An 18850-nucleotide genomic window follows, 5' to 3' on the forward strand; every position below is an offset into this window, starting at 1 on the left:
CACCCATTCACGGAGCGCGGCCCGCCACCGGCCGGCCGCGCCACAGAAAGCCTTTCATGACCGACAAGAAGAAGCTCCCCCAAGCCCCCGAAGATTCCCTGGATGCCGAGGCCGCCCGCCGCCGCCTGCTGCTGCGCGGCGGACTCACCGCCGGTGGGCTGGCCGCCTTTGCGGCCGGCTACGGCGAGACGCTGGCACGTGGCGCCAAGGGCCTGGTGACAGGCAGCTCGGGCACGCCCACGGCCAGCGCCACGCGCGGCAATTCGCTGACGCCCGAGTTCCGCATCGACCCGGCCACGGGCGCGCTCGCCACCCAGCCCGGCCAGGTGGTCAGCCCGTCCAGCTGCCTGGGCTGCTGGACGCAGTGCGGCGTGCGCGTGCGTGTCGATACCGCCAGCAACCGCATCCTGCGCGTGGCAGGCAACCCCTACCACCCGCTGGCCACCACGCGCCCGGCCGCCATGGAAGAACCCGTGCGCGAGGTCTACGCCAAACTGGGCAAGGAGCTGGGCCTGGAGGGCCGGGCCACGTCCTGCGCGCGCGGCTCGTCCATGCTGGAGCACCAGAGTGCGCCGCACCGCGTGCTCACCCCGCTCAAGCGCGTGGGCCCGCGCGGCAGCGGCCGCTGGCAGAGCATTTCCTTCGAGCAGCTGGTGCAGGAAGTCTGCGAGGGCGGCAATCTGTTCGGCGAAGGCCAGGTCGATGGCCTGCGCGCCATCTGGGACCCCAAGACGCCGCTGGACGCCGACAACCCCGAGTTCGGCCCGCGCTCCAACCAGTTGCTGGTGACCGACGCCTCCAACGAAGGCCGCGCCCAGCTGCTGCGCCGCTTTGCGGGGCCGTCCTTCGGCACCGTGAACGTCAGCAACCACGGCGCCTACTGCGGCCAGAGTTTTCGCGTGGGTGCGGCAGCGGCCCTGGGCGACCTGCCCGGCATGCCGCACGGCAAGCCGGACTGGAGCCATGCCAGCTTCGGCCTGTTCATCGGCGCGGCACCCGCGCAGTCCGGCAACCCCTTCCAGCGCCAGGGCCGCGAACTGGCCGAGGCCCGCTCGCGCGAGGACAACCGGTTCCGCTACGTGGTGGTCTCGCCCGTGCTGCCCACCTCGTCCAGCCTGGCTGCGGGCAGCGGCAACCGCTGGCTGGCCGTCAAGCCGGCCAGCGACCTGGCCCTGGCCATGGCGCTGATCCGCGTCATCCTGGACGAGGCGCGCCATGACACGGGCTTTCTCGCCCAGCCCGGCCCGGCCGCCATGCAGGCGGCGGGCGAGGCGTCCTGGAGCAATGCCACGCACCTGCTGGTCAACGAGCCCGGCCACCCGCGCCATGGCAGCTTTCTGCGCGGCGCCGACCTGGGCTGGGCCCTGCCCGCGCCAGCCGAAGACGGCAAGCCGGCCCAGGATGTGTTCGTGGTGCAGCGTGCCGATGGCCACCTGGCGCCGCACACCCAGGCCGAGCCTGCACAGCTGATGGTGCGCACCCGCGTGGCCGTGCCCGGCCTGAAGGCCGAAGGCGCGGACCAGGCCCCCGAGCTGTCGGTCTGCTCCTCGCTGGCCAAGCTGCACGAGCAGGCCAGCCTCAAGACACTGGACGAATACGCAGCGCTGTGCGGCGTGGCGCGCGGCGAGATCGAGGCGCTGGCGCGCGAGTTCACCAGCCATGGCAAGCGCGCCGTGGCCGATGCGCATGGCGGCACCATGAGCGGCGCGGGGTTCTACACCGCCTACGCCATCAGCATGCTCAACACCCTGGTGGGCAACCTCAACGTGCAGGGCGGCCTGGTGCTGGATGCCGGCCCGTTCGGCCCCTTCGGCCCCGGCCCGCGCTACGACTTCGCCAACTTCGACGGCAAGGTCAAGCCGCGCGGCCTGGCGCTGTCACGCCACCGACAGCCCTACGAGAAAAGCGCGGAATTCCAGCGCAAGCGCGAGGGCCAGCCAGATGGCGCGAAGGACTACCCCGCCGCCCAGGCCCCGTGGTACCCGGCCGTGGGCGGCCTGTCCAGCGAGATGCTGGCCAGTGCGCTGGCCGGCTACCCCTATCGCGCCAAGGCCTGGATCAACCACATGAGCAACCCCGTCTACGGCATTGCGGGCTTTCGCAACGCGCTGGTGGACGATCTCAAGGACCCGAAGAAGCTGCCGCTGATCGTCTCCATCGATCCCTTCATCAACGAGACCAGCGCGCTGGCCGATTTCATCGTGCCCGATACCGTGACCTACGAGAGCTGGGGTATCTCGGCGCCCTGGGCCGACGTGGTGGCCAAAAGCTCCACCGTGCGCTGGCCCGTGGTGCAGCCCGCCGTGGCGCGCACGGCCGGCGGCCAGCCCGTGAACGTGGAGAGCTTTCTCTTCGCCGTGGCAGAACGGCTGGGCCTGCCCGGCTTTGGCGAGGCCGCCATCAAGGACGCCCAGGGCCAGCCCCATGCGCTGCGCTCGGCCGAGGACTTCTTCATCCATGCCCTGGCCAACGTGGCCTGGGCAGGCGGCAAGCCCGTGCCGGCGGCCAGCGATGACGACATCGCCATCACCGGCGTGGACAGGCTGGTGCCCGCGCTGCGCCAGCGCCTGAAGGACGATGAATGGCGCCAGGTGGCCATGCTGCTGACGCGCGGCGGGCGCTTCGACCGCATCGAGGACGCCTGGAAGGACGGCCACACCCGCAAGGCCCACGCGCCTGCCCTGCAGGTCTGGAGCGAGGAGCTGGCCCGCATGCGCCACGCCATGACGGGCGAGCGCTACAGCGGCTGCCCCACCTGGTATCCGGCGCGGCTGGCCGACGGCAGCGCCATGCGCACGCATTTCGGCGAGCAGCAATGGCCGCTGCTGCTGACCTCGTACAAGTCCAACCTGATGAGTTCCATGTCGATTGCCGTCTCGCGGCTGCGCCAGGTGCATCCGCACAACCCGGTGTCCCTGCACCGCGATGACGCCGAGCGGCTGGGCATCGCCAACGGGGACACGGTGCGCATCCGCACGCCGGGCGGCGCGGTGACGGCCGTGGCCATGGTGCGCGACGGCGTGATGCCGGGGACCGTGGCCATCGAGCACGGCTACGGCCACCGCGAGCTGGGCGCGGGCCGCCACAGCATTGACGGCCAGCCCATGCCGGTGAACGCCGAGCATGCCAATGGCGTGAACCTCAACGACCTGGGCTTTGCCGATCCCACGCGGCCCGGCTGCAAAAACGTGTGGGTGGACTGGGTGTCGGGCGCCGCGGTGCGCCAGGGGCTGCCTGCGCGCATCGAGAAGGTCTGATCAGCGGGCGGGGCTGGCGACAGGTGCAGCGACGGGTGCGGCCACTGGTGTGGTGGCGGCCTGCCAGCCGCCGCCCAGCGCCTGGTACAGCGCAATGGCGTTTTCCAGCTGGCTCTGGCGCAGGCGTATGACTTCCTGCTGGGCCTGGTAGAGATTGCGCTGTGCGTCCAGCTCTTCCAGGTAGCTGGCGTAGCCGGCCTCGTAGCGGTCCTTGGCAAAGCCCAGGGAGCGCTGCAGCACCGCCTCGCGCTCGCTGGCGTGCTGCCACTGCGACTGCAGGCGCCGGGTGCCGACCAGGGCGTTTTCCACATCGGCCAGGGCCTTGATCACCACGCCACGGTAGGCATAGGCGGCCTGGTCGCGCTGGGCGGTCACGGCGTCGAACTGCCCTTGCAGCCGGCCGCCCGTGAACAGCGGCGCCAGCACGCTGCCGCCCAGGGCCCAGACCGTGGCCGGGTGGTATTGCAGGGCGTTGACCAGCAGGCTGCCGGCGCTGGCCGTCAGCGAGACCTGGGGCAGGAAGGCGGTGCGCTGCACGGCCAGGCTTTCGTCAGCGGCCGCCAGTTGCAGCTGCGCCCGTGCAATGTCGGGGCGGCGCTGCAGCAAGGCAGAAGGCAGGCCGGCGGCCGGCGCAGGCGGCGGTGCGCCCAGCGCAGCGGACTGGCTGTCGGTTGTTGCCATGAGCGCGGCTGCCTGCTCGTCACCCTCGCCACCGGCCAGCAGCAGGAGCGCCGTGCGCTGGCGCGCCAGCGACAGCTCCAGCTGCTCCACGGCCTGCTGCACGCCCTGCAGCTCGGCCTGGGCCTGGGTGAGCTGCAATTGCGAGGTGTAGCCGACGCGCGCCTGCTCATCGGCCAGGCGCAGGGCCTGTTCGCGCGAGCGGGCCGTGGCCTGGGCCACTTGCAGCTGCGATTGCAGCGAGCGCAGGCCCACATAGGCCTGGGCCGTGGTGGCGGCCACGGCCAGGGCCACGGCGTCGCGGTCGGCCTCGCTGGCCTGCAGGCGCAGGGCAGCGGCCTTTTCCAGGTGGGCGATGCGGCCCCACAGATCAGGCTCCCAGCTGGCCTGCAGGCCGGGCTGAACCGAGCGCGTGTGCGCCAAGCCCCGCGCGCCCAGACTGCGGCCCGTGGAGGCGCCGGCCGTGGCAGAGAGCTGGGGCAGGCCCGCGGCGCCTGCCACATCCAGGTTGGCCCGCGCCTCATCCACGCGCGACAGGGCCAGCAGCACATCGTTGTTGCGGGACTGGGCCAGCTCCACCCAGCGCGTGAGCAGCGGATCGCCAAAGGCCTGCCACCACGATGCCTGGACGGCGGCGGCCGGCTCCTGCCCTGCCCCGCTCCACTGGGCGGGCACGGCGGGCCGGGCCGCTTCAGGCGCGGTGCTCAGCGGCGGCACGCTGCAGCCGGCCAGCGCGGCAGCGCAGGCCATGGCCATGGCCAGTGCGCGGGCGGTCATGGGCGAGCCTCCGGTTGGGGTGCGGGCTGCTGTGCGGGTTGCCGTGCGGGTTGGGGCTCAGGCTGCGCCGTATCCAGCCGCACCACCACCGACATGCCCGCGCGCAGCCGCGCGGCCAGCTCCTGGTCGGGATCGATTGCAATCTTGACCGGCAGGCGCTGCACGACCTTGGTGAAGTTGCCCGTGGCGTTGTCGGCCTTGAGCACGCTGAATTCCGAGCCCGTGGCCGGCGCGATCTCCAGCACGCGGCCCGTGAGGTGGGCGCCGCCCAGCGCATCGACGCTGAAGCGCACTGCCTGGCCTATGCGCACCCGGGCGGTCTGGGTTTCCTTGAAGTTGGCCACCACCCACAGCGTGTGCGGCACCACGTACATGAGCTGGGAGCCGGCCGTGACGTACTGGCCCCGGCGCACGCCGACCTCGCTGACCTGGCCATCGCCGGGCGCATGCACCACGGTGTTGTCCAGGTTGATCTGGGCCTGGCGCAGCTGGGCCTCGGCCATCTGGACCTGGGCTTCGAGCGAGGCGCGGTTCACCGTCGTCGCCTTGATCTTCTGGGCGTTGATCTCGATGTCGGCCTGGGCCTTGGCCACGTTGGTGGCCGCCAGGCGCGCGGTGGCACGCACCTTGTCGCGCTCGTTGAGCGAGACGGAGCCGCGCTCGGACAGCGCCTGCACGCGCTGCAGCTCGGCTGCGGCGCGGTCGGATTCGGCCTGCGCCGCCGCCAGGCCGGCGCGGCTGGCGCCCAGCGTGGCGCGGTTCTGGGCCTGGGTCTGGTCGGCATTGGCCAGCTGTGCGCGGGCATTGGCCAGCTGGGCCTGGGCCTGGGCCTGGGCGGCTTCGTAGGTGCGTGCGTCGATGCGCACCAGGGGCTGGCCGGCCTTGACGTTCTCGTAGTCCTGCACCAGCACCTCGGTCACATAGCCGCTGACCTGGGGAGCGAGCACGGTGACGGCGCCGCGCACATAGGCGTTGTCGGTGCTGACCACGGTGCCCGCGAAGGGGAACAGGTTCCAGGCACGCAGCACCAGCAGCACGCCGGCCAGTGCGACCACCAGCATCACCAGCACGCTGCGCAGCGAGGGCTTGATGAGCTTGGGCGAAGGCGAAGGCGAAGGCGAGGGCGAAGGCGCCGCAGCGGGAGCCGGCGCAGGCGAGGCAGAGGCGGCCGTGCCGCCATTGGAATTTTCGGAGTCACTCATGTTGTTGTCTTTTCTCTGGGCGAACGGTTTCAGGCGCGGGCGACGGGTTGGGTGGGCGGCTGGCCCGGCGCGTCCTGCGGCGCGGCGGCATCGGTGCCGCGCATGGCCGAGGCATCGGCAGCGGCGGCGCGCATGCGCTCCACGAAGGCGCGCTGGCGTGCGCGGCCGGCCAGGGCCAGCGTCCACAGCAGGTAGAGCACGGCCACGCCGGCCGTGAGGGCGAACACGTCGTTGTAGGCGCGCACATTGGCCTCGCGGCGTGCCGCCTGCGCCAGCTGGGCCGTGCCCTGGGCCGCGCGCAGGGCCGGGTCGGCAATGACGCGGGCCAGGCTTTGCTGCTGCAGGCGCAGGCGGTCGGCCACGATGGGGTCGGTGGGATCGACATCGGCCACGATGGCGGCCGAATACACCTGCTCGCGGTGCATCTGGTAGGTGCTCAGCAGGGCCGAGCCCATGAGCGCGCCCATGGCCTGCGTCATGGAGATGGTGACGATGGCCGTCAGCATGTAGTGCGCGCCGAACTTCAGGCCCTGCACCACGCCGATCAGCATCAGCGGCCCCATGAACAGGCCCGCGCCCACGGCCATGAGGAACTGGCTGCCGAAGAAGTCCTCGGGCCGGGCCAGGCTGGTGCGGCTGTGGTCCAGCCAGGCCGCCAGCGCGAACAGCACGATGGAGCCCACGATCTGCTTGCCCATGTTCTCCAGCCCGAAGGTCAGCGCCGACACGGCAATGCCCGCGATGGTGCCCAGCAGGATGACGATGAACAGCGGCTGCATCTGGTCCACCGTCATGCCCAGCATGCGCTGCATGCCGATCACGCCATAGGTCTGCTCGGTGGTCAGAAAGCGCAGCAGCAGCGCACCGATCACGAAGCGCACCGTGGGCGCCAGCACGAACCAGCGCGTCTGCAGCATGGGATTGCGGCGGTGGTGCTCGATGTACAGCGCCACGCTCAGCAGGACGATGGAGCCGATCAGCATCCAGGCCAGCCAGGGCGTGTCCAGCCACCAGTGGTTGTAGCCCTGCACCAGCACGGCGATCAGCAGGCCCACGCCGGGCACCATGAGGAAGAAGGTCAGGAAGTCCAGCCGCTCGAAGCTGCGGATATGCACGCCCGGCGGCAGCTTGAGCACCACCACGCCCGCGAACGAGATCAGGGCCAGGCCGGCCTCAAACAGATAGAGGTTGTGCCACTCGCTGTTGAACAGCAGGCCCGGCGACAGGATCCAGGCCAGCGGCGTGGCGATCTGCCCCAGCCCCACGCCGATCACCAGCATCTTGAGCACATGCTTGCGCGGCGCGGCCTGCAGCATGTAGAGCGTGCCCAGCGTGCTGCAGGTGGCGCCCGCCAGGCCGCTGGCCGCGCGCAGCATGAGCAGGCTGGTGTAGCTGCCCAGCACCAGGTGCAGCAGCGTCAGCAGCGCATACAGGCCCAGGCCGATCTCGGCGAACAGCCGCATGCCGAACTGCTGGCGGAACTTGTAGACCAGCAGGTTGGCCGTCATGTTGAGCATGACGTAGGCGCCGGTCAGCCAGGCGGCCTCGGAAGACGTCAGCCCCATCTGGCCCTGAATGGTGGGCAGGTTGGCCGTGAACAGTGCATTGCCCAGGCCGCCCGTCAGCGCCACCAGCACGGCGATCAGGCCATAGGCGGCGCGCACGGCCGGCTGGTGCAGCGGCATGGACGGCGAGCCCGGCAGGCTGGGCTTTTCATGCTCTTCCCAGTCCGGCGGGGGCTTGAGGTAGACGACGGGGGGCGACGGGGGCAGCACGGGCCCCGGTGGGGTGGGTGTGGTGGCCATGTCAGGCCTTCAGGCCTTGCCAGACGATCTGCAGCGCCTTGCGCGCCAGCGTGCGCCGCTGCTGCGGCGTCTCGCCGCGCAGCGAGGCGCCCAGCATGCCGAAGACCAGGGACAGCTCGGCCTGCGTCAGCGGCTGGCGGCAATGGCCACAGGCCACGGCCCGGTCCATGGCCGGCCGAAAGATCTGCCACATGGCAACGCGGGCCTGGGCGATGACCTCGTCGCCGCGCTCCACGGTGCGCCAGTAATCGGTGATGGGGGCCGAGACCGCAATGCGCTCGGCCAGGCGCGACAGCAGCTTGTAGAAGGCATCGTCGTCCTCGGCCATGGCTTCGGCCGCGCTGCGCATGCTGTCCAGCGAACGCTCCAGCAGCGCCAGCATCAGCGCACGCCGGTCAGGAAACTGCCGGTACAGCGTGGCGCGGCCGACCTCGGCGCGCTCGACCACCAGGTCCAGCGGCGCGGTCACGCCATGCTCGGAAAACACGGCATCGGCCGCGTCCAGCAGTTGGGCGCGGCGGATATCGGCACTGGGTCTTTTGGAAGTCATGCGGACAATTATCGGACAAAGTTGTCCGTTAAATGTCCGCAACCAGCCTATCCCATGGCGTGGCCATGGGCAAAAAAGCCAGCGGTTTCCGGCAGCGGCAAGGCCTCTACAGGTCGGTCAGCGGCAGCAGCTGGCGGCGGCTGTCAAAGCGCCGCGACTGGCCGTCCAGAGGATCGGTGAAGGCCAGGCTGCGCGCCAGCAGCTGCAGTGGGCGCGAGTAGTCGCCCTCGGGCAAGTCATGCACTTCGGGATAGAAGCCGTCGCCCCACAGCGGCAGTCCCAGGGCGGCCATGTGCACGCGCAGTTGGTGGCGCTTGCCGCTTTCCGGCTCCAGCCGGTAGCGCGCCCAGCGGCCGTGCTGCTCCAGCACCTGCATGTGGGTGCGGGTGTTGGGCGTGCCGGCCACCTCGTGCATACGGAAGAAATGGCCGCTTTCCTCCATGCGGCTTTCATGCGTGCGCGGAAAAACCACGTCCTCGCGCCAGGGCGCGACGGCCTCGTAGGTCTTGTGGATGGCGCGGTCGCGGAACAGCGCCTGGTAGATGCCGCGCGTGGCGCGCTGCACCGAAAACACCACCAGCCCCGCCGTGTCGCGGTCGATGCGGTGGATGGGCGACAGCTCGGGCAGGTCGAACTCGCGCTTGAGCCGCACCAGCAGCGTCTGCTGCAGGTACCTGCCGGCCGGCACCACGGGCAGGAAATGCGGCTTGTCGGCCACCAGCAGATGCGCGTCGCGGTGGATGACCTCGGCCTCGAAGGGAATGGGCGGCTCGGCCTGCAGCTCGCGGTAGTAGTAGTAGCGCAGGCCCGGCGCAAACGCCGTGCCTGCATGGGCGGCACGGCCGTGCTCGTCCACCACTTCTTCCTGCGCCATGCGCCGCAGCCAGTCCTCGCGCGCCACGGCCGGCAGGCGCTCGGCCAGAAAATCGATCAGCAACCCGCCGCCCTGGCTGGGCAGCACCACGCAGCTGGGGCTGACGCCGTCGCGTATGGGAAGAACCTTGGGGTCGTGGGCGTTGTGCATGGATTCCTGCCCTCAGCGCTTGTGCAGCGCTACCCACTCATCGGGCGTCACGATCAGGCCGGGAAAGCTGTCTCGCAGCGCCAGAAGGTCGCCGTCGCCGGTGATGAGCGCCCGGGCCCGGCCTACATGCGCCAGCACCAGGAACACCTGGTCCTTGTCGTCCCGGCACAGCGGCAATGCAGGCCAGGGCTGCGGCAGTGTGACGACATCGGCCCAGGGCAGGAAATCCTCCAGCAAGGCCTGTTGCTCGGCCGTTGACAGCTTGAACTTCGGATAGGCGAGCACACGCAGCAGTTCGCTGGCCGTTTCCCTGCAGACCAGGGGCTTCAACTGCTGGTGCTGCCAGGCCCGGCGTATCCACGCAAGACGGCCCGACGTGAACAGCAATGCCGAGAGCACGACGTTGGTGTCCAGGACGACACGCATCATTTGCGCGCCCAGGAGGTCGCCTCCTGCACATCCTCTTCGGTGATGCCCATCTGCTGCAGCTTGTCGCGGACGGCCTGTGCGCGCTGGACACGCTGCACGTGCACGGGCGTGAGCACGATGCGGCCGTTTTCCACGGCCACCTCGAAATACTCTGCGGCCTCCACCTCGGACACCACGGCCTTGGGCAGGGTGATCTGGTTCTTCGACGTCAATTTGGCAAGCATGGCCGGCTCCTGCAAATGAGAGAAAACACGGAAATCTTACTTCCTTACCTCATTCCTCTGCGTCTCACCGGGCTTCTTCACCTGGCGAGGCTGGCCCGCTCAGTCCACTCACGCCGTTCAACCCGCTGTCCGCCGTCACCAGCACGCCCGCCGAAACGATGTAGTCGGCCGCGCTTTCGATGTCGCCGCGCAGCGCCTCCTTGGCGGCTGGCGCATCGCCGCGCCGCAGCGCCTCGACCAGGCGCGCATGGTGGCCGACCGCCACCTGTTCGCTCACGCGGCGCGAGCCCGAGCGCATGTCGTGGTTGAGGATGGGACCTATGCGCAGCCACAGCGCCTCGATCATCTGCAGCAGCATGGGCATGCCGGCCGCGCTGTAGACGGCGAAGTGGAAATCCTTGTTGAAGGCGATGAGCCGCGCGCCGTCCGGCGAGGCGCTGGCCATCTCGGCCGCAAAGCGATCCTGCAGTGCGGCGATGCGTTCCAGCTCGGCGGCCGGCAGTTGCCGTGCCGCCTGCTCCGTGGCCAGGCCTTCGAGGTTGACGCGGATGCGCGTGATCTCGCGAAAGGCGCTTTCCGTCATCAAGGGCACGCGCAGCGCGCGGTTGGGCGTGAGTTCCAGTGCCTGCTCGGCCACCAGCCGGTGCACGGCCTCGCGCACGGGCATGACGCTGACGCCCAGCGCGCTGGCCGTGGTGCGCAGCGAGATCTGCTCGCCCGGAATCATCTGGCCCGTGATCAGCAATTCCCTGAGCTGTGCATAGACATCGCTGCTGAGGGTCTGCCGTTTGAGTGGGGTGACTAGTTCGTTGATGGCCATGGCGGCGATGGTAGCGCGGTGCCGCCTCTGTCATGCCGCATAGGGTATTCACCATATTTGATCTGTGATCACAGATACAAAATCCAAACCCAACCCGAATCCCTTTCACCTTTGTTTGAGTTCCCAAGGAGTCCCCGCATGTGGAAAAACGATCTTCTGGCCGGCCAGCGCGTCCTGGTGACGGCGGGCGCCGCCGGAATCGGCCTGGAAATCAGCCGCGCCTTTGCCGAGGCCGGCGCGCGCGTCATGGTCTGTGACGTGGCCCAGGCCAGCCTGGATGCGCTGGCTGCCGCCCTGCCCGGCGCCAGCGGCCGTCTTGCCGATGTGTCGGATGCCTTGCAGGTGCAGGCCCTGTTCAAGGCCGTGGACAACGAGTTGGGCGGCCTGGACATCCTCGTCAACAACGCCGGGGTGGCCGGCCCCACGGGCGCGGTGGAGACGCTGGACCTGGCCGACTGGCAGCGCACGCTGGATGTGAACATCACCGGCGCCTTCCTGTGCACGCGGCTGGCCGTGCCCCGGCTCCGGCAATCGGCACGCGAGGGCCGGCAGGCGGCCATCGTCAACCTGTCTTCGGCGGCAGGCCACCTGGGCATGCCGGGCCGCACGGCCTATTCGGCGTCCAAGTGGGCTGTGATCGGCCTGACCAAGTCGCTGGCGCTGGAGCTGGGCGCCGACGGCATCCGGGTGAACGCCATCCTGCCGGGCGCCGTGGACGGCCCGCGCATCCGCGACGTGATTGCCGCCAAGGCGCAGGCACGCGGCCTGCCGCTGGAGGACGTCACGCGCAGCTACACGCACCAGGCCGCGCTGGGCCGCATGGCCACGGCGCGCGACATTGCCAACATGGCCGTGTTTGCCGCCAGCCCGCTGGCCGGCCATGTCACGGGCCAGGAGCTGGCCGTCGATGGCCTGACCCAGGCGCTGAGCTGAGCGCCCTCTCCTCCTCCCCTCCTCTCGTCTTTTCACCGTTCGCAAGGACCTTCCATGGCCACCCGCACCAAAGCCATCATCACCTGCGCGCCCACGGGCGCCATCCACACGCCCAGCATGTCGCCCCACCTGCCCGTGACGGCCGAGCAGATTGCGCGCGCCGCCATCGATGCCGCCGAGGCCGGCGCCGCCATCGTGCACCTGCATGCCCGCGATCCCCGCGACGGGCGCCCTTCGCAGGACCCTGAGCTGTTCCGCCCCTTTCTCAAGGCGATCCGTGCCGAGAGCGATGCCATCGTCAACATCACCACGGGCGGCAGCCCGCACATGACGGTGCCAGAGCGCATGCGGCCCGTGACCGAGTTCCAGCCCGAGCTGGCCTCGCTGAACATGGGCTCGATGAACTTCGGCCTGTTCCCCATGCTGGAGCGCTTCCCGAACCTGGAACACGCCTGGGAGCGCGAGCACCTGGAAAACAGCCGCAACCTGGTCTTCAAGAACACCTTTGCCGATATCGAAGGCATCCTGCGGCTGGGCCAGGCCCAGGGCACGCGCTTCGAGTTCGAGTGCTACGACATCAGCCACCTGCACAACCTGGCGCATTTCGTGGACCGGGGGCTGGTGCAGGGGCCCGTGTTCGTGCAGTCGGTGTTCGGCATCCTGGGCGGCATCGGCGGCCACCCGGAGGACCTGATGCACATGCGCCGCACGGCCGACCGCCTGCTGGGCAGCAACTACCAGTGGTCCATCCTGGGCGCCGGGCGCAACCAGCTGCCGCTGGCCACCATGGGCGCGGCCATGGGCTCGCATGTGCGCGTGGGGCTGGAAGACTCTCTGTGGATAGGCCCGGGGCAGCTGGCCACCTCCAGCGCCGAGCAGGTGCGCCGCATCCGCACCGTGCTCGAGGCCCTGAATGTCGACGTCGCCACGCCTGACGAGGCGCGCCGGATGCTGGGCCTCAAGGGTGCGGCCAACGTGGCCTTCTGAATCGCCTTCCCGGGCCAGCCCCCATGCCACCGAACAGGAGACTCCCATGCAGATCGATATCGTCGCCGACCTCAAGACCACGCTGGGCGAAGGCCCGCTGTGGGACGTCGGGCAGCAGCGCCTGTACTGGATAGACAGCTTCGACGGCCGCATCTTCCGCTGCACGGCCGACGGGCGGGAACTGCGCGCCTGGGAAGTCGGCCAGAAGATTGGCTCCATGGCACTGCGCCGCGACGGCCGCTCGGCCCTGGTGGCGCTGCACGGCGGCGTGCACACGCTGGACCTGGAAAGCGGCGAGCTGGAGCTGGTCGTCGCCCCCGAGTCCCACCTTCCCGGCAACCGGCTCAACGACGGCAAGGTGGACCGGCAGGGCCGCTTCGTCTTCGGCTCCATGGACACCCTGGAGGAGCAGCCTTCGGCGCGGCTGTACCGGCTGGACACGGACCTGAGCCTGCATGTGCTGGACGAGGGCATCATCTGCTCGAACGGCCCGTGCTGGAGCCCGGACGGCACGACGCTCTATTTCTCGGACACGTGGAGCGGCGAGATCCGGGCCTACGACTACGACACGGCCACGGGCCATGCCAGCGGCCGCCGGACCTTTGCCCCGGTCGACACCAGCGGTGGCGGCGCGGCCGACGGGGCCACGGTCGATGCCGAAGGCTGCCTGTGGCAGGCCCTGGTGTACGCGGGCCAGCTGGTGCGCTACACGCCGGACGGCCGGGTGGACCGGGTGATAGAGATGCCGGTGCGCAAGGTGACCAGCGTGATGTTCGGCGGGCCCGGGCTCGACACGCTGTACGTCACCTCCATGGGCAAGCCGCCGTTGCCGCGTTTCCCGGGCGACGGCCAGTCCCGCGGCGCGCTGTTTGCCGTCAAGGGGCTGGGCGTGCGTGGCCTGCCCGAGCAGCGCTTCGGCGCCTGAGCACGGAGCCGGGCATGCAGGCCCGGAGCCTTCGCACCGCAACGCCGCCCGCCCCGCGAAGCGGCGCCTTCATCCACACAACAATGAAACGGCACCCACCGCTGGTGCCCGGGAGACTGTCATGGCCCAGGCCCCGCGCGCTTCGCTGCGCCAGATCCACCGCTATTCATGGGTATCCCTGCTGGTCTGCTGGCTGATCTGGGTACTGAATGCCTACGACCGCGAGATCGTGCTGCGACTGGGGCCGACCATCTCCCGGCACTTCGGCCTGTCGGCCGACGAATGGGGCACGGTGGCCACCATCGTGATGCTGGCCCTGGCCGTGCTGGACATTCCCGGGGCGATCTGGAGCGACCGCTACGGCGCGGGCTGGAAGCGCGCACGCTTTCAGGTGCCCCTGGTGCTGGGCTATACGGCGCTGTCGTTCGCCTCGGGCTTCAAGGCGCTGAGCGGCAGCCTGGCGGGCTTCGTGGCGCTGCGCGTCGGCGTCAACCTGGGCGCCGGCTGGGGAGAGCCCGTGGGCGTGAGCAACACCGCCGAATGGTGGCCGGTGGAGCGGCGCGGCTTCGCGCTGGGCGCCCACCACACGGGCTATCCGGTGGGCGCCATGCTCAGCGGCCTGGTCGCCGGCTTTGTGCTGTACGCCTTCGGCGAGGAGAACTGGCGCTATGTGTTCTTTGTCGCGCTGGTCGTCGCCATCCCGCTGATGTGGTTCTGGGCGCGCTACTCCACGCCGCAGAAGATGGAACTGCTGTATGCCGACATCGCCGCCCGGGGCATGACCCCGCCGCAGGCCAGCGTGGCGGCGCAGGTGGAAAAAGGCCAGGCCTGGCGCACCCTGCGCAGCACGCTGGCCAACCGCAGCATCGCCCTGACAGCTGGCAACACCCTGCTCACGCAGGTGGTCTACATGGGCATCAACGTGGTGCTGCCGGCCTACCTCTACAACATCATGGGCCTGTCGCTGGCCGAATCGGCAGGCATGAGCGTGGTGTTCACGCTCACCGGCATCCTGGGCCAGCTGGTCTGGCCGGCTCTGTCGGACGTGATCGGGCGCCGCGTCACCCTGGTGATCTGCGGCCTGTGGATGGCCGCCAGCGTGGGCGCCTTCTACTTCGCCGACACCATGGCCCTGGTCGTGGTGATGCAGCTGCTGTTCGGCCTGGTCGCCAATGCGGTCTGGCCCATCTACTACGCGGTGGCCTCGGACTGCGCCCAGCCCGCAGCCACCTCCACGGCCAACGGAATCATCACCACCGCCATGTTCGTGGGCGGCGGCATCGCGCCCGTGCTGATGGGCAGCCTGATCGCCCTGGGCGGCGGCTGGACCAGCCCCGGCGGCTATGCCCTGTGCTTCCTGGTCATGGCCGGCTGCGCGCTGGGCGGCGTGGCCCTGCAGCTGGGCACGCGCGGCAACGCCGCTTCCACAGCCACCGCCTGACTCCGCTTTCCTCCACCCATCTTTCCAAGGATTTGCCATGGTCCATCACCCATCGCCCTCCCCTGTTCACGCGCCGCCCGCACGGCCGCAGCCTGCCGCCGGCGACAGGCAGTCGCTGCTCAACGCCCGCATCTTCCGCAGGCTGATGCCGCTGCTGGTGCTGTCCTATGTGATCAGCTTCATAGACCGCACCAATATCGCGCTGGCCAAGTCGCACATCGAGGTGGACCTGGGCATCTCGGCGGCCGCCTACGGCCTGGGCGCGGGGCTGTTCTTCCTGAGCTATGCGCTGCTGGAAGTGCCCAGCAACCTCATCATGCACAGGGTGGGTGCGCGCTTTTGGATCACCCGCATCATGGTGACCTGGGGCCTGCTGTCGGCCGGCATGGCCTTCATCACCGGAGAGACCTCGTTCTACGTGATGCGCGTGCTACTGGGCGCTGCCGAGGCGGGGCTGTTCCCCGGCGTGATGCTCTACCTGACCTACTGGTTCGGCCGCGAGGAACGGGCCCGCGCCATCGGCTACTTCCTGCTGGGCGTGTGCATTGCCAACATCCTCAGCGGCCCCGTGGGCGGCGCGCTGCTGCAGATGGACGGCTTCCTGGGCTGGCACGGCTGGCAGTGGATGTTCGTGATCGAGGGCCTGCCCGCCGTGGCCCTGGCCTGGGTGGTCTGGAAGAAGCTGCCAGACGGCCCGGCCAGCGCGCCCTGGCTGACAGCCGCCGAATCGCGCGAGGTACTGCAACGGCTGCAGGCCGAGCAGGACCAGCAGGCCAGCGCCGGCCAGGTGGGCCACTCGCTCCGGGACTGCCTGCGCGACCGCCAGATCTGGCTGGCCATCCTTGTCTACTTCTGCCACCAGATCAGCATCTACACGGTGATCTTCTTCCTGCCGGGCATCATCGGCACCTACGGCCAGCTCTCGCCGCTGCAGATCGGCACGCTCAACTCCGTGCCCTGGATCGCAGCCGCCATCGGTGCGGCCTGGCTGCCGCGCTTTGCCACCCACCCGCAGCGCTGCCGGCGCATGCTGCTGGCGGGCCTGGCCACCATGGCCGCCGGCCTGCTGGTGGCCGCGCTGGCGGGCAGGGCCTCGCCCGCCCTGGGCCTGCTGGGTTTCAGCCTGACGGCGCTGATGTTCTTCGTGGTGCAGTCCGTGGTCTTCCTGTTTCCCGCCTCGCGGCTGGCGGGCGCGGGGCTGGCGGGCGGCATAGCCCTGGTCAATACCTGCGGCCTGGTGGGCGGCTTCATCGGCCCCACGGTGATGGGGATGATCGAACAGGCCACGGGCAGCACGCGCAACGGCCTGTTCATCATGGCGGGCCTGCTGGTGGTGGCCGCCCTGGCATCCACCCGGCTGCGCCAGGGCCAGGAGACGCCGTGATGATGGCGCCTTCCCCGCCGCAGGCCGCGCTGTAGGTCAATCTCCTGTATGCGGGCCTGCCGGCTGCCCGCCAGCGCGTCCCGGGCCTTGGCAAGCGTTTTCATGGCGATAGGATGGACCGAACCCCATTTAGCGGCCCCCTGCGCCATGACCGACACAGCGACCGACAGCTCCCCCACGCCGGCATCCAAGCCCACACCCCGCCCGCCGCGCCGCCGCTGGCTGCGCATCCTCGTGTGGATGGTCTCGGCACTGGTGCTGCTGCTGGCGCTGGTCGTGGTCCTGATTGCCACCTATGACTGGAACCGCGCCAAGCCCTGGATCAATGAGCGGGTCAGTGAAAGCACCGGCCGGCATTTCGCGATTGAAGGCGACCTGCGGGTGCAATGGAACTGGCCCCAGCCCCTGGACCAGGGCTGGCGTCACTGGATTCCTGGCGTCACCGTCCAGGCCGAGCAGCTGACGCTGGGCCAGCCCGAAGGCTGGCAGGTGGAGCAGGAGCCGGCCAAGGGCAGTGGCGAGCTGCCAGCCCTGCCTGCGCCGCCCGACCAGTTGAACAAGGGCCGCTTGCCCGAGGAGAAAGCCAAGGAACAACCCAGGGGAAAGGCGAAGGACAAGGACAAGGACTCGCAGGCCAGCCCTTCCGCGCCCAGTATCGACAGCGACAGCATCGTCCTGGCCGACGAAAAAATGGCCCCTCCCCCGCGCGACGCCGCCACCATGGCCACGGCAGCCCGCGCCACGGCCAGCCTGCGGCTGTGGCCGCTGCTGGGCCGGCACGTGCTGCTGGACCATCTGCAGCTCGAAGGGCCTGACCTGGTCTTTGCACGGCGCAAGGACGGCAGCAACAACTGGACTTTCAAGCGCCCCGAGTCCACCGGTCCGCGCTGGCGCTTCCAAGTGACGCAATTGAGCCTGCGCGGCGGCCTGGTGGGCTGGAGCGATGGCGTGCGCCAGATGGCAGTGCGCGCACGCCTGGACAGCCTTGTACGGCCGCCCAGTCCAGACTTTCCGTATGGCATGCGCGTCGGCCTGACCGGCCGCATCGCCAAGGCCACGGTCGAGGCCCAGGGCCTCATCGGCCCCGTGCTGGACCTGCAAAGCGAGCAGGCACGCTTTCCGGTCAAGCTGTGGGCCCATGCGGGCAGCCTGCGCGCACGGGCCGAGGGCATTCTCGACAATCCCAGGGCACTCAAGGGCATGGACCTGCAGGTGCACCTGCGCGGCTCCAGCATGGCCGACCTGTTCCCACTGACCGGCCTGCTGCTGCCGCGCACACCGCCTTTCGACACCAACGGCCATCTGGTCGGCAGCCTGCAGCCCGGCCGCGCCGAGTGGGACTACGAAAACTTCGAGGGCCGCGTGGGCCAGAGCGATCTGCGCGGCTCGCTGCATTACGCATCCGGCAAGCCCCGGCCCAAGCTCAGCGGCGAGCTGGCATCGCGCAAGCTGCGCCTGGCCGACCTGGGGCCGGTGGTAGGAGCACCGTCCACCAGGCAGGACCAGAAAAGCCGGCAGGCGGCCAGCGGCAAGACCCTGCCCACGCAGCGCTTCGACACGAGCAAGTGGAATGCCATGGATATGGATGTGCACTTCCAGAGTGACCGCATCGAGCGTCCCCAGGCCCTGCCCATCGAGAACTTCAGCGTACATGCCGTCATGGACAACGGTGTGCTGCGCCTGGCGCCGCTGCGCTTCGGCATGGCCAAGGGCAAGCTGGACCTGCAGGCCATGGTGGACAGCGGCGCCAAGCCGCCCAAGGCCAACCTCCAGGGCAAGGTCCAGGGGCTGCAGCTGTCGGCCCTGTTCCCCGAGATCGAATTGATGAAGAAAAGCCTGGGCAGCATGGATGGCGCCATCGCCCTGGAGGGCCGAGGCCAGTCCATGGCCGAATGGCTGGGCACCAGCTCCGGCGACATGCGCCTGTATGTGCGCGACGGGCGCTTCAGCAAGCAACTGCTGGACCTGGCCGCGCTCAACCTGGGCAGCGTGGTGGTGACCAAGCTGTTCGGTGCCGACAAGGAAGTCCAGCTCAACTGCGCCGTGGCCGACCTGTCCGTGCAGAACGGCCTGGCACGCACGCGCAACGTCAAGTTGGCGACGCCGGAGGCGATCGTGGAGGCCACAGGCCAGATCAGCCTGGCGCAGGAGACCATGGATCTGCACATCAAGCCCGAATCGCTGAAGTGGAAGTTCTTCTCGCTGCGCACGCCCCTGTATGTGCGCGGCAGCTTCGCCAACCCCAAGGTGGGCGTGGAGCCCGGCCCGCTGCTGCTGCGTGCGGGCGCGGCCGTGGCCGCCGCCGTGGTGGCACCCGCCGCCCTGGCCCTGGTGCCGCTGACGGTGCCGGCTGCCGAGGAAGATGCGCAATGCCAGCGCCTGCTGGCAGACGCCGGCAAGAAGTAGGAAGGCCT

15 protein-coding genes are annotated in these 18850 nt (G+C 69.6%); 7 read left to right on the forward strand and 8 right to left on the reverse strand.

Annotation, left to right across the window (positions count from 1 at the left end; translation table 11 throughout):
• Nucleotides 1-56: 56 nt before the first annotated feature.
• The gene (locus ACN20X_RS19330) at nucleotides 57-3257 is read left to right on the forward strand and encodes a molybdopterin dinucleotide binding domain-containing protein (RefSeq protein WP_473209753.1); all 3201 of its coding nucleotides are present in this window, start codon (nucleotides 57-59) and stop codon (nucleotides 3255-3257) included.
• Here ACN20X_RS19330 and ACN20X_RS19335 read toward each other — a convergent pair whose 3' ends face one another.
• The 8 genes from ACN20X_RS19335 to ACN20X_RS19370 form a co-directional block, all read right to left on the reverse strand.
• Nucleotides 3258-4712, reverse strand: coding sequence for an efflux transporter outer membrane subunit (locus ACN20X_RS19335; RefSeq protein WP_473209754.1), 1455 nt, complete (start codon nucleotides 4710-4712; stop codon nucleotides 3258-3260).
• Nucleotides 4709-5914 (reverse strand): HlyD family secretion protein, encoded by a 1206-nt coding sequence (locus ACN20X_RS19340; protein ID WP_473209755.1) that lies wholly within the window; start codon nucleotides 5912-5914, stop codon nucleotides 4709-4711. Before ACN20X_RS19340 ends, ACN20X_RS19335 begins: the two co-directional genes overlap by 4 nt.
• 29 nt (nucleotides 5915-5943) lie before the next feature.
• The gene (locus ACN20X_RS19345) at nucleotides 5944-7719 is read right to left on the reverse strand and encodes an MFS transporter (protein ID WP_016451598.1); all 1776 of its coding nucleotides are present in this window, start codon (nucleotides 7717-7719) and stop codon (nucleotides 5944-5946) included.
• 1 nt (nucleotide 7720) lies between these two features.
• The gene (locus ACN20X_RS19350) at nucleotides 7721-8269 is read right to left on the reverse strand and encodes a TetR/AcrR family transcriptional regulator (RefSeq protein ID WP_016446240.1); all 549 of its coding nucleotides are present in this window, start codon (nucleotides 8267-8269) and stop codon (nucleotides 7721-7723) included.
• A 106-nt stretch (nucleotides 8270-8375) separates the two neighbouring features.
• Nucleotides 8376-9293, reverse strand: a complete 918-nt coding sequence (locus ACN20X_RS19355) for a pseudouridine synthase (RefSeq protein ID WP_473209756.1) — start codon at nucleotides 9291-9293, stop codon at nucleotides 8376-8378.
• A gap of 12 nt (nucleotides 9294-9305) precedes the next feature.
• Nucleotides 9306-9722: a putative toxin-antitoxin system toxin component, PIN family gene (locus ACN20X_RS19360; RefSeq protein WP_473209757.1), complete on the reverse strand. Its 417-nt coding sequence runs from the start codon at nucleotides 9720-9722 to the stop codon at nucleotides 9306-9308.
• A complete protein-coding gene (locus ACN20X_RS19365; RefSeq protein WP_012206056.1) occupies nucleotides 9719-9946 on the reverse strand; it encodes an AbrB/MazE/SpoVT family DNA-binding domain-containing protein in 228 nt (75 codons plus the stop codon). The genes ACN20X_RS19360 and ACN20X_RS19365 overlap by 4 nt, the downstream gene beginning before the upstream one ends.
• A gap of 64 nt (nucleotides 9947-10010) precedes the next feature.
• Entirely contained in the window at nucleotides 10011-10766 is a 756-nt protein-coding gene (locus tag ACN20X_RS19370; RefSeq protein ID WP_192366692.1) for a GntR family transcriptional regulator, read from the reverse strand.
• A 138-nt stretch (nucleotides 10767-10904) separates the two neighbouring features.
• Here ACN20X_RS19370 and ACN20X_RS19375 point away from each other — a divergent pair, with 138 nt between their 5' ends.
• The 6 genes from ACN20X_RS19375 (at nucleotide 10905) to ACN20X_RS19400 (ending at nucleotide 18842) form a co-directional block, all read left to right on the forward strand.
• Entirely contained in the window at nucleotides 10905-11699 is a 795-nt protein-coding gene (locus tag ACN20X_RS19375) for an SDR family oxidoreductase (protein ID WP_063325543.1), read from the forward strand.
• A gap of 54 nt (nucleotides 11700-11753) precedes the next feature.
• Entirely contained in the window at nucleotides 11754-12686 is a 933-nt protein-coding gene (kce, locus tag ACN20X_RS19380; RefSeq protein WP_197943630.1) for a 3,5-dioxohexanoate:acetyl-CoA acetone transferase, read from the forward strand.
• A gap of 46 nt (nucleotides 12687-12732) precedes the next feature.
• Nucleotides 12733-13611 (forward strand): SMP-30/gluconolactonase/LRE family protein, encoded by an 879-nt coding sequence (locus ACN20X_RS19385; RefSeq protein ID WP_016446247.1) that lies wholly within the window; start codon nucleotides 12733-12735, stop codon nucleotides 13609-13611.
• A gap of 121 nt (nucleotides 13612-13732) precedes the next feature.
• A complete protein-coding gene (locus ACN20X_RS19390; protein WP_047216962.1) occupies nucleotides 13733-15052 on the forward strand; it encodes an MFS transporter in 1320 nt (439 codons plus the stop codon).
• A gap of 37 nt (nucleotides 15053-15089) precedes the next feature.
• Complete coding sequence (locus ACN20X_RS19395) at nucleotides 15090-16436, forward strand: MFS transporter (protein WP_473209758.1); 1347 nt, start codon at nucleotides 15090-15092, stop codon at nucleotides 16434-16436.
• A gap of 147 nt (nucleotides 16437-16583) precedes the next feature.
• Entirely contained in the window at nucleotides 16584-18842 is a 2259-nt protein-coding gene (locus ACN20X_RS19400; protein ID WP_473209759.1) for an AsmA family protein, read from the forward strand.
• Nucleotides 18843-18850: the final 8 nt, after the last annotated feature.

Source organism: Delftia sp. PX-1 (assembly GCF_055797465.1).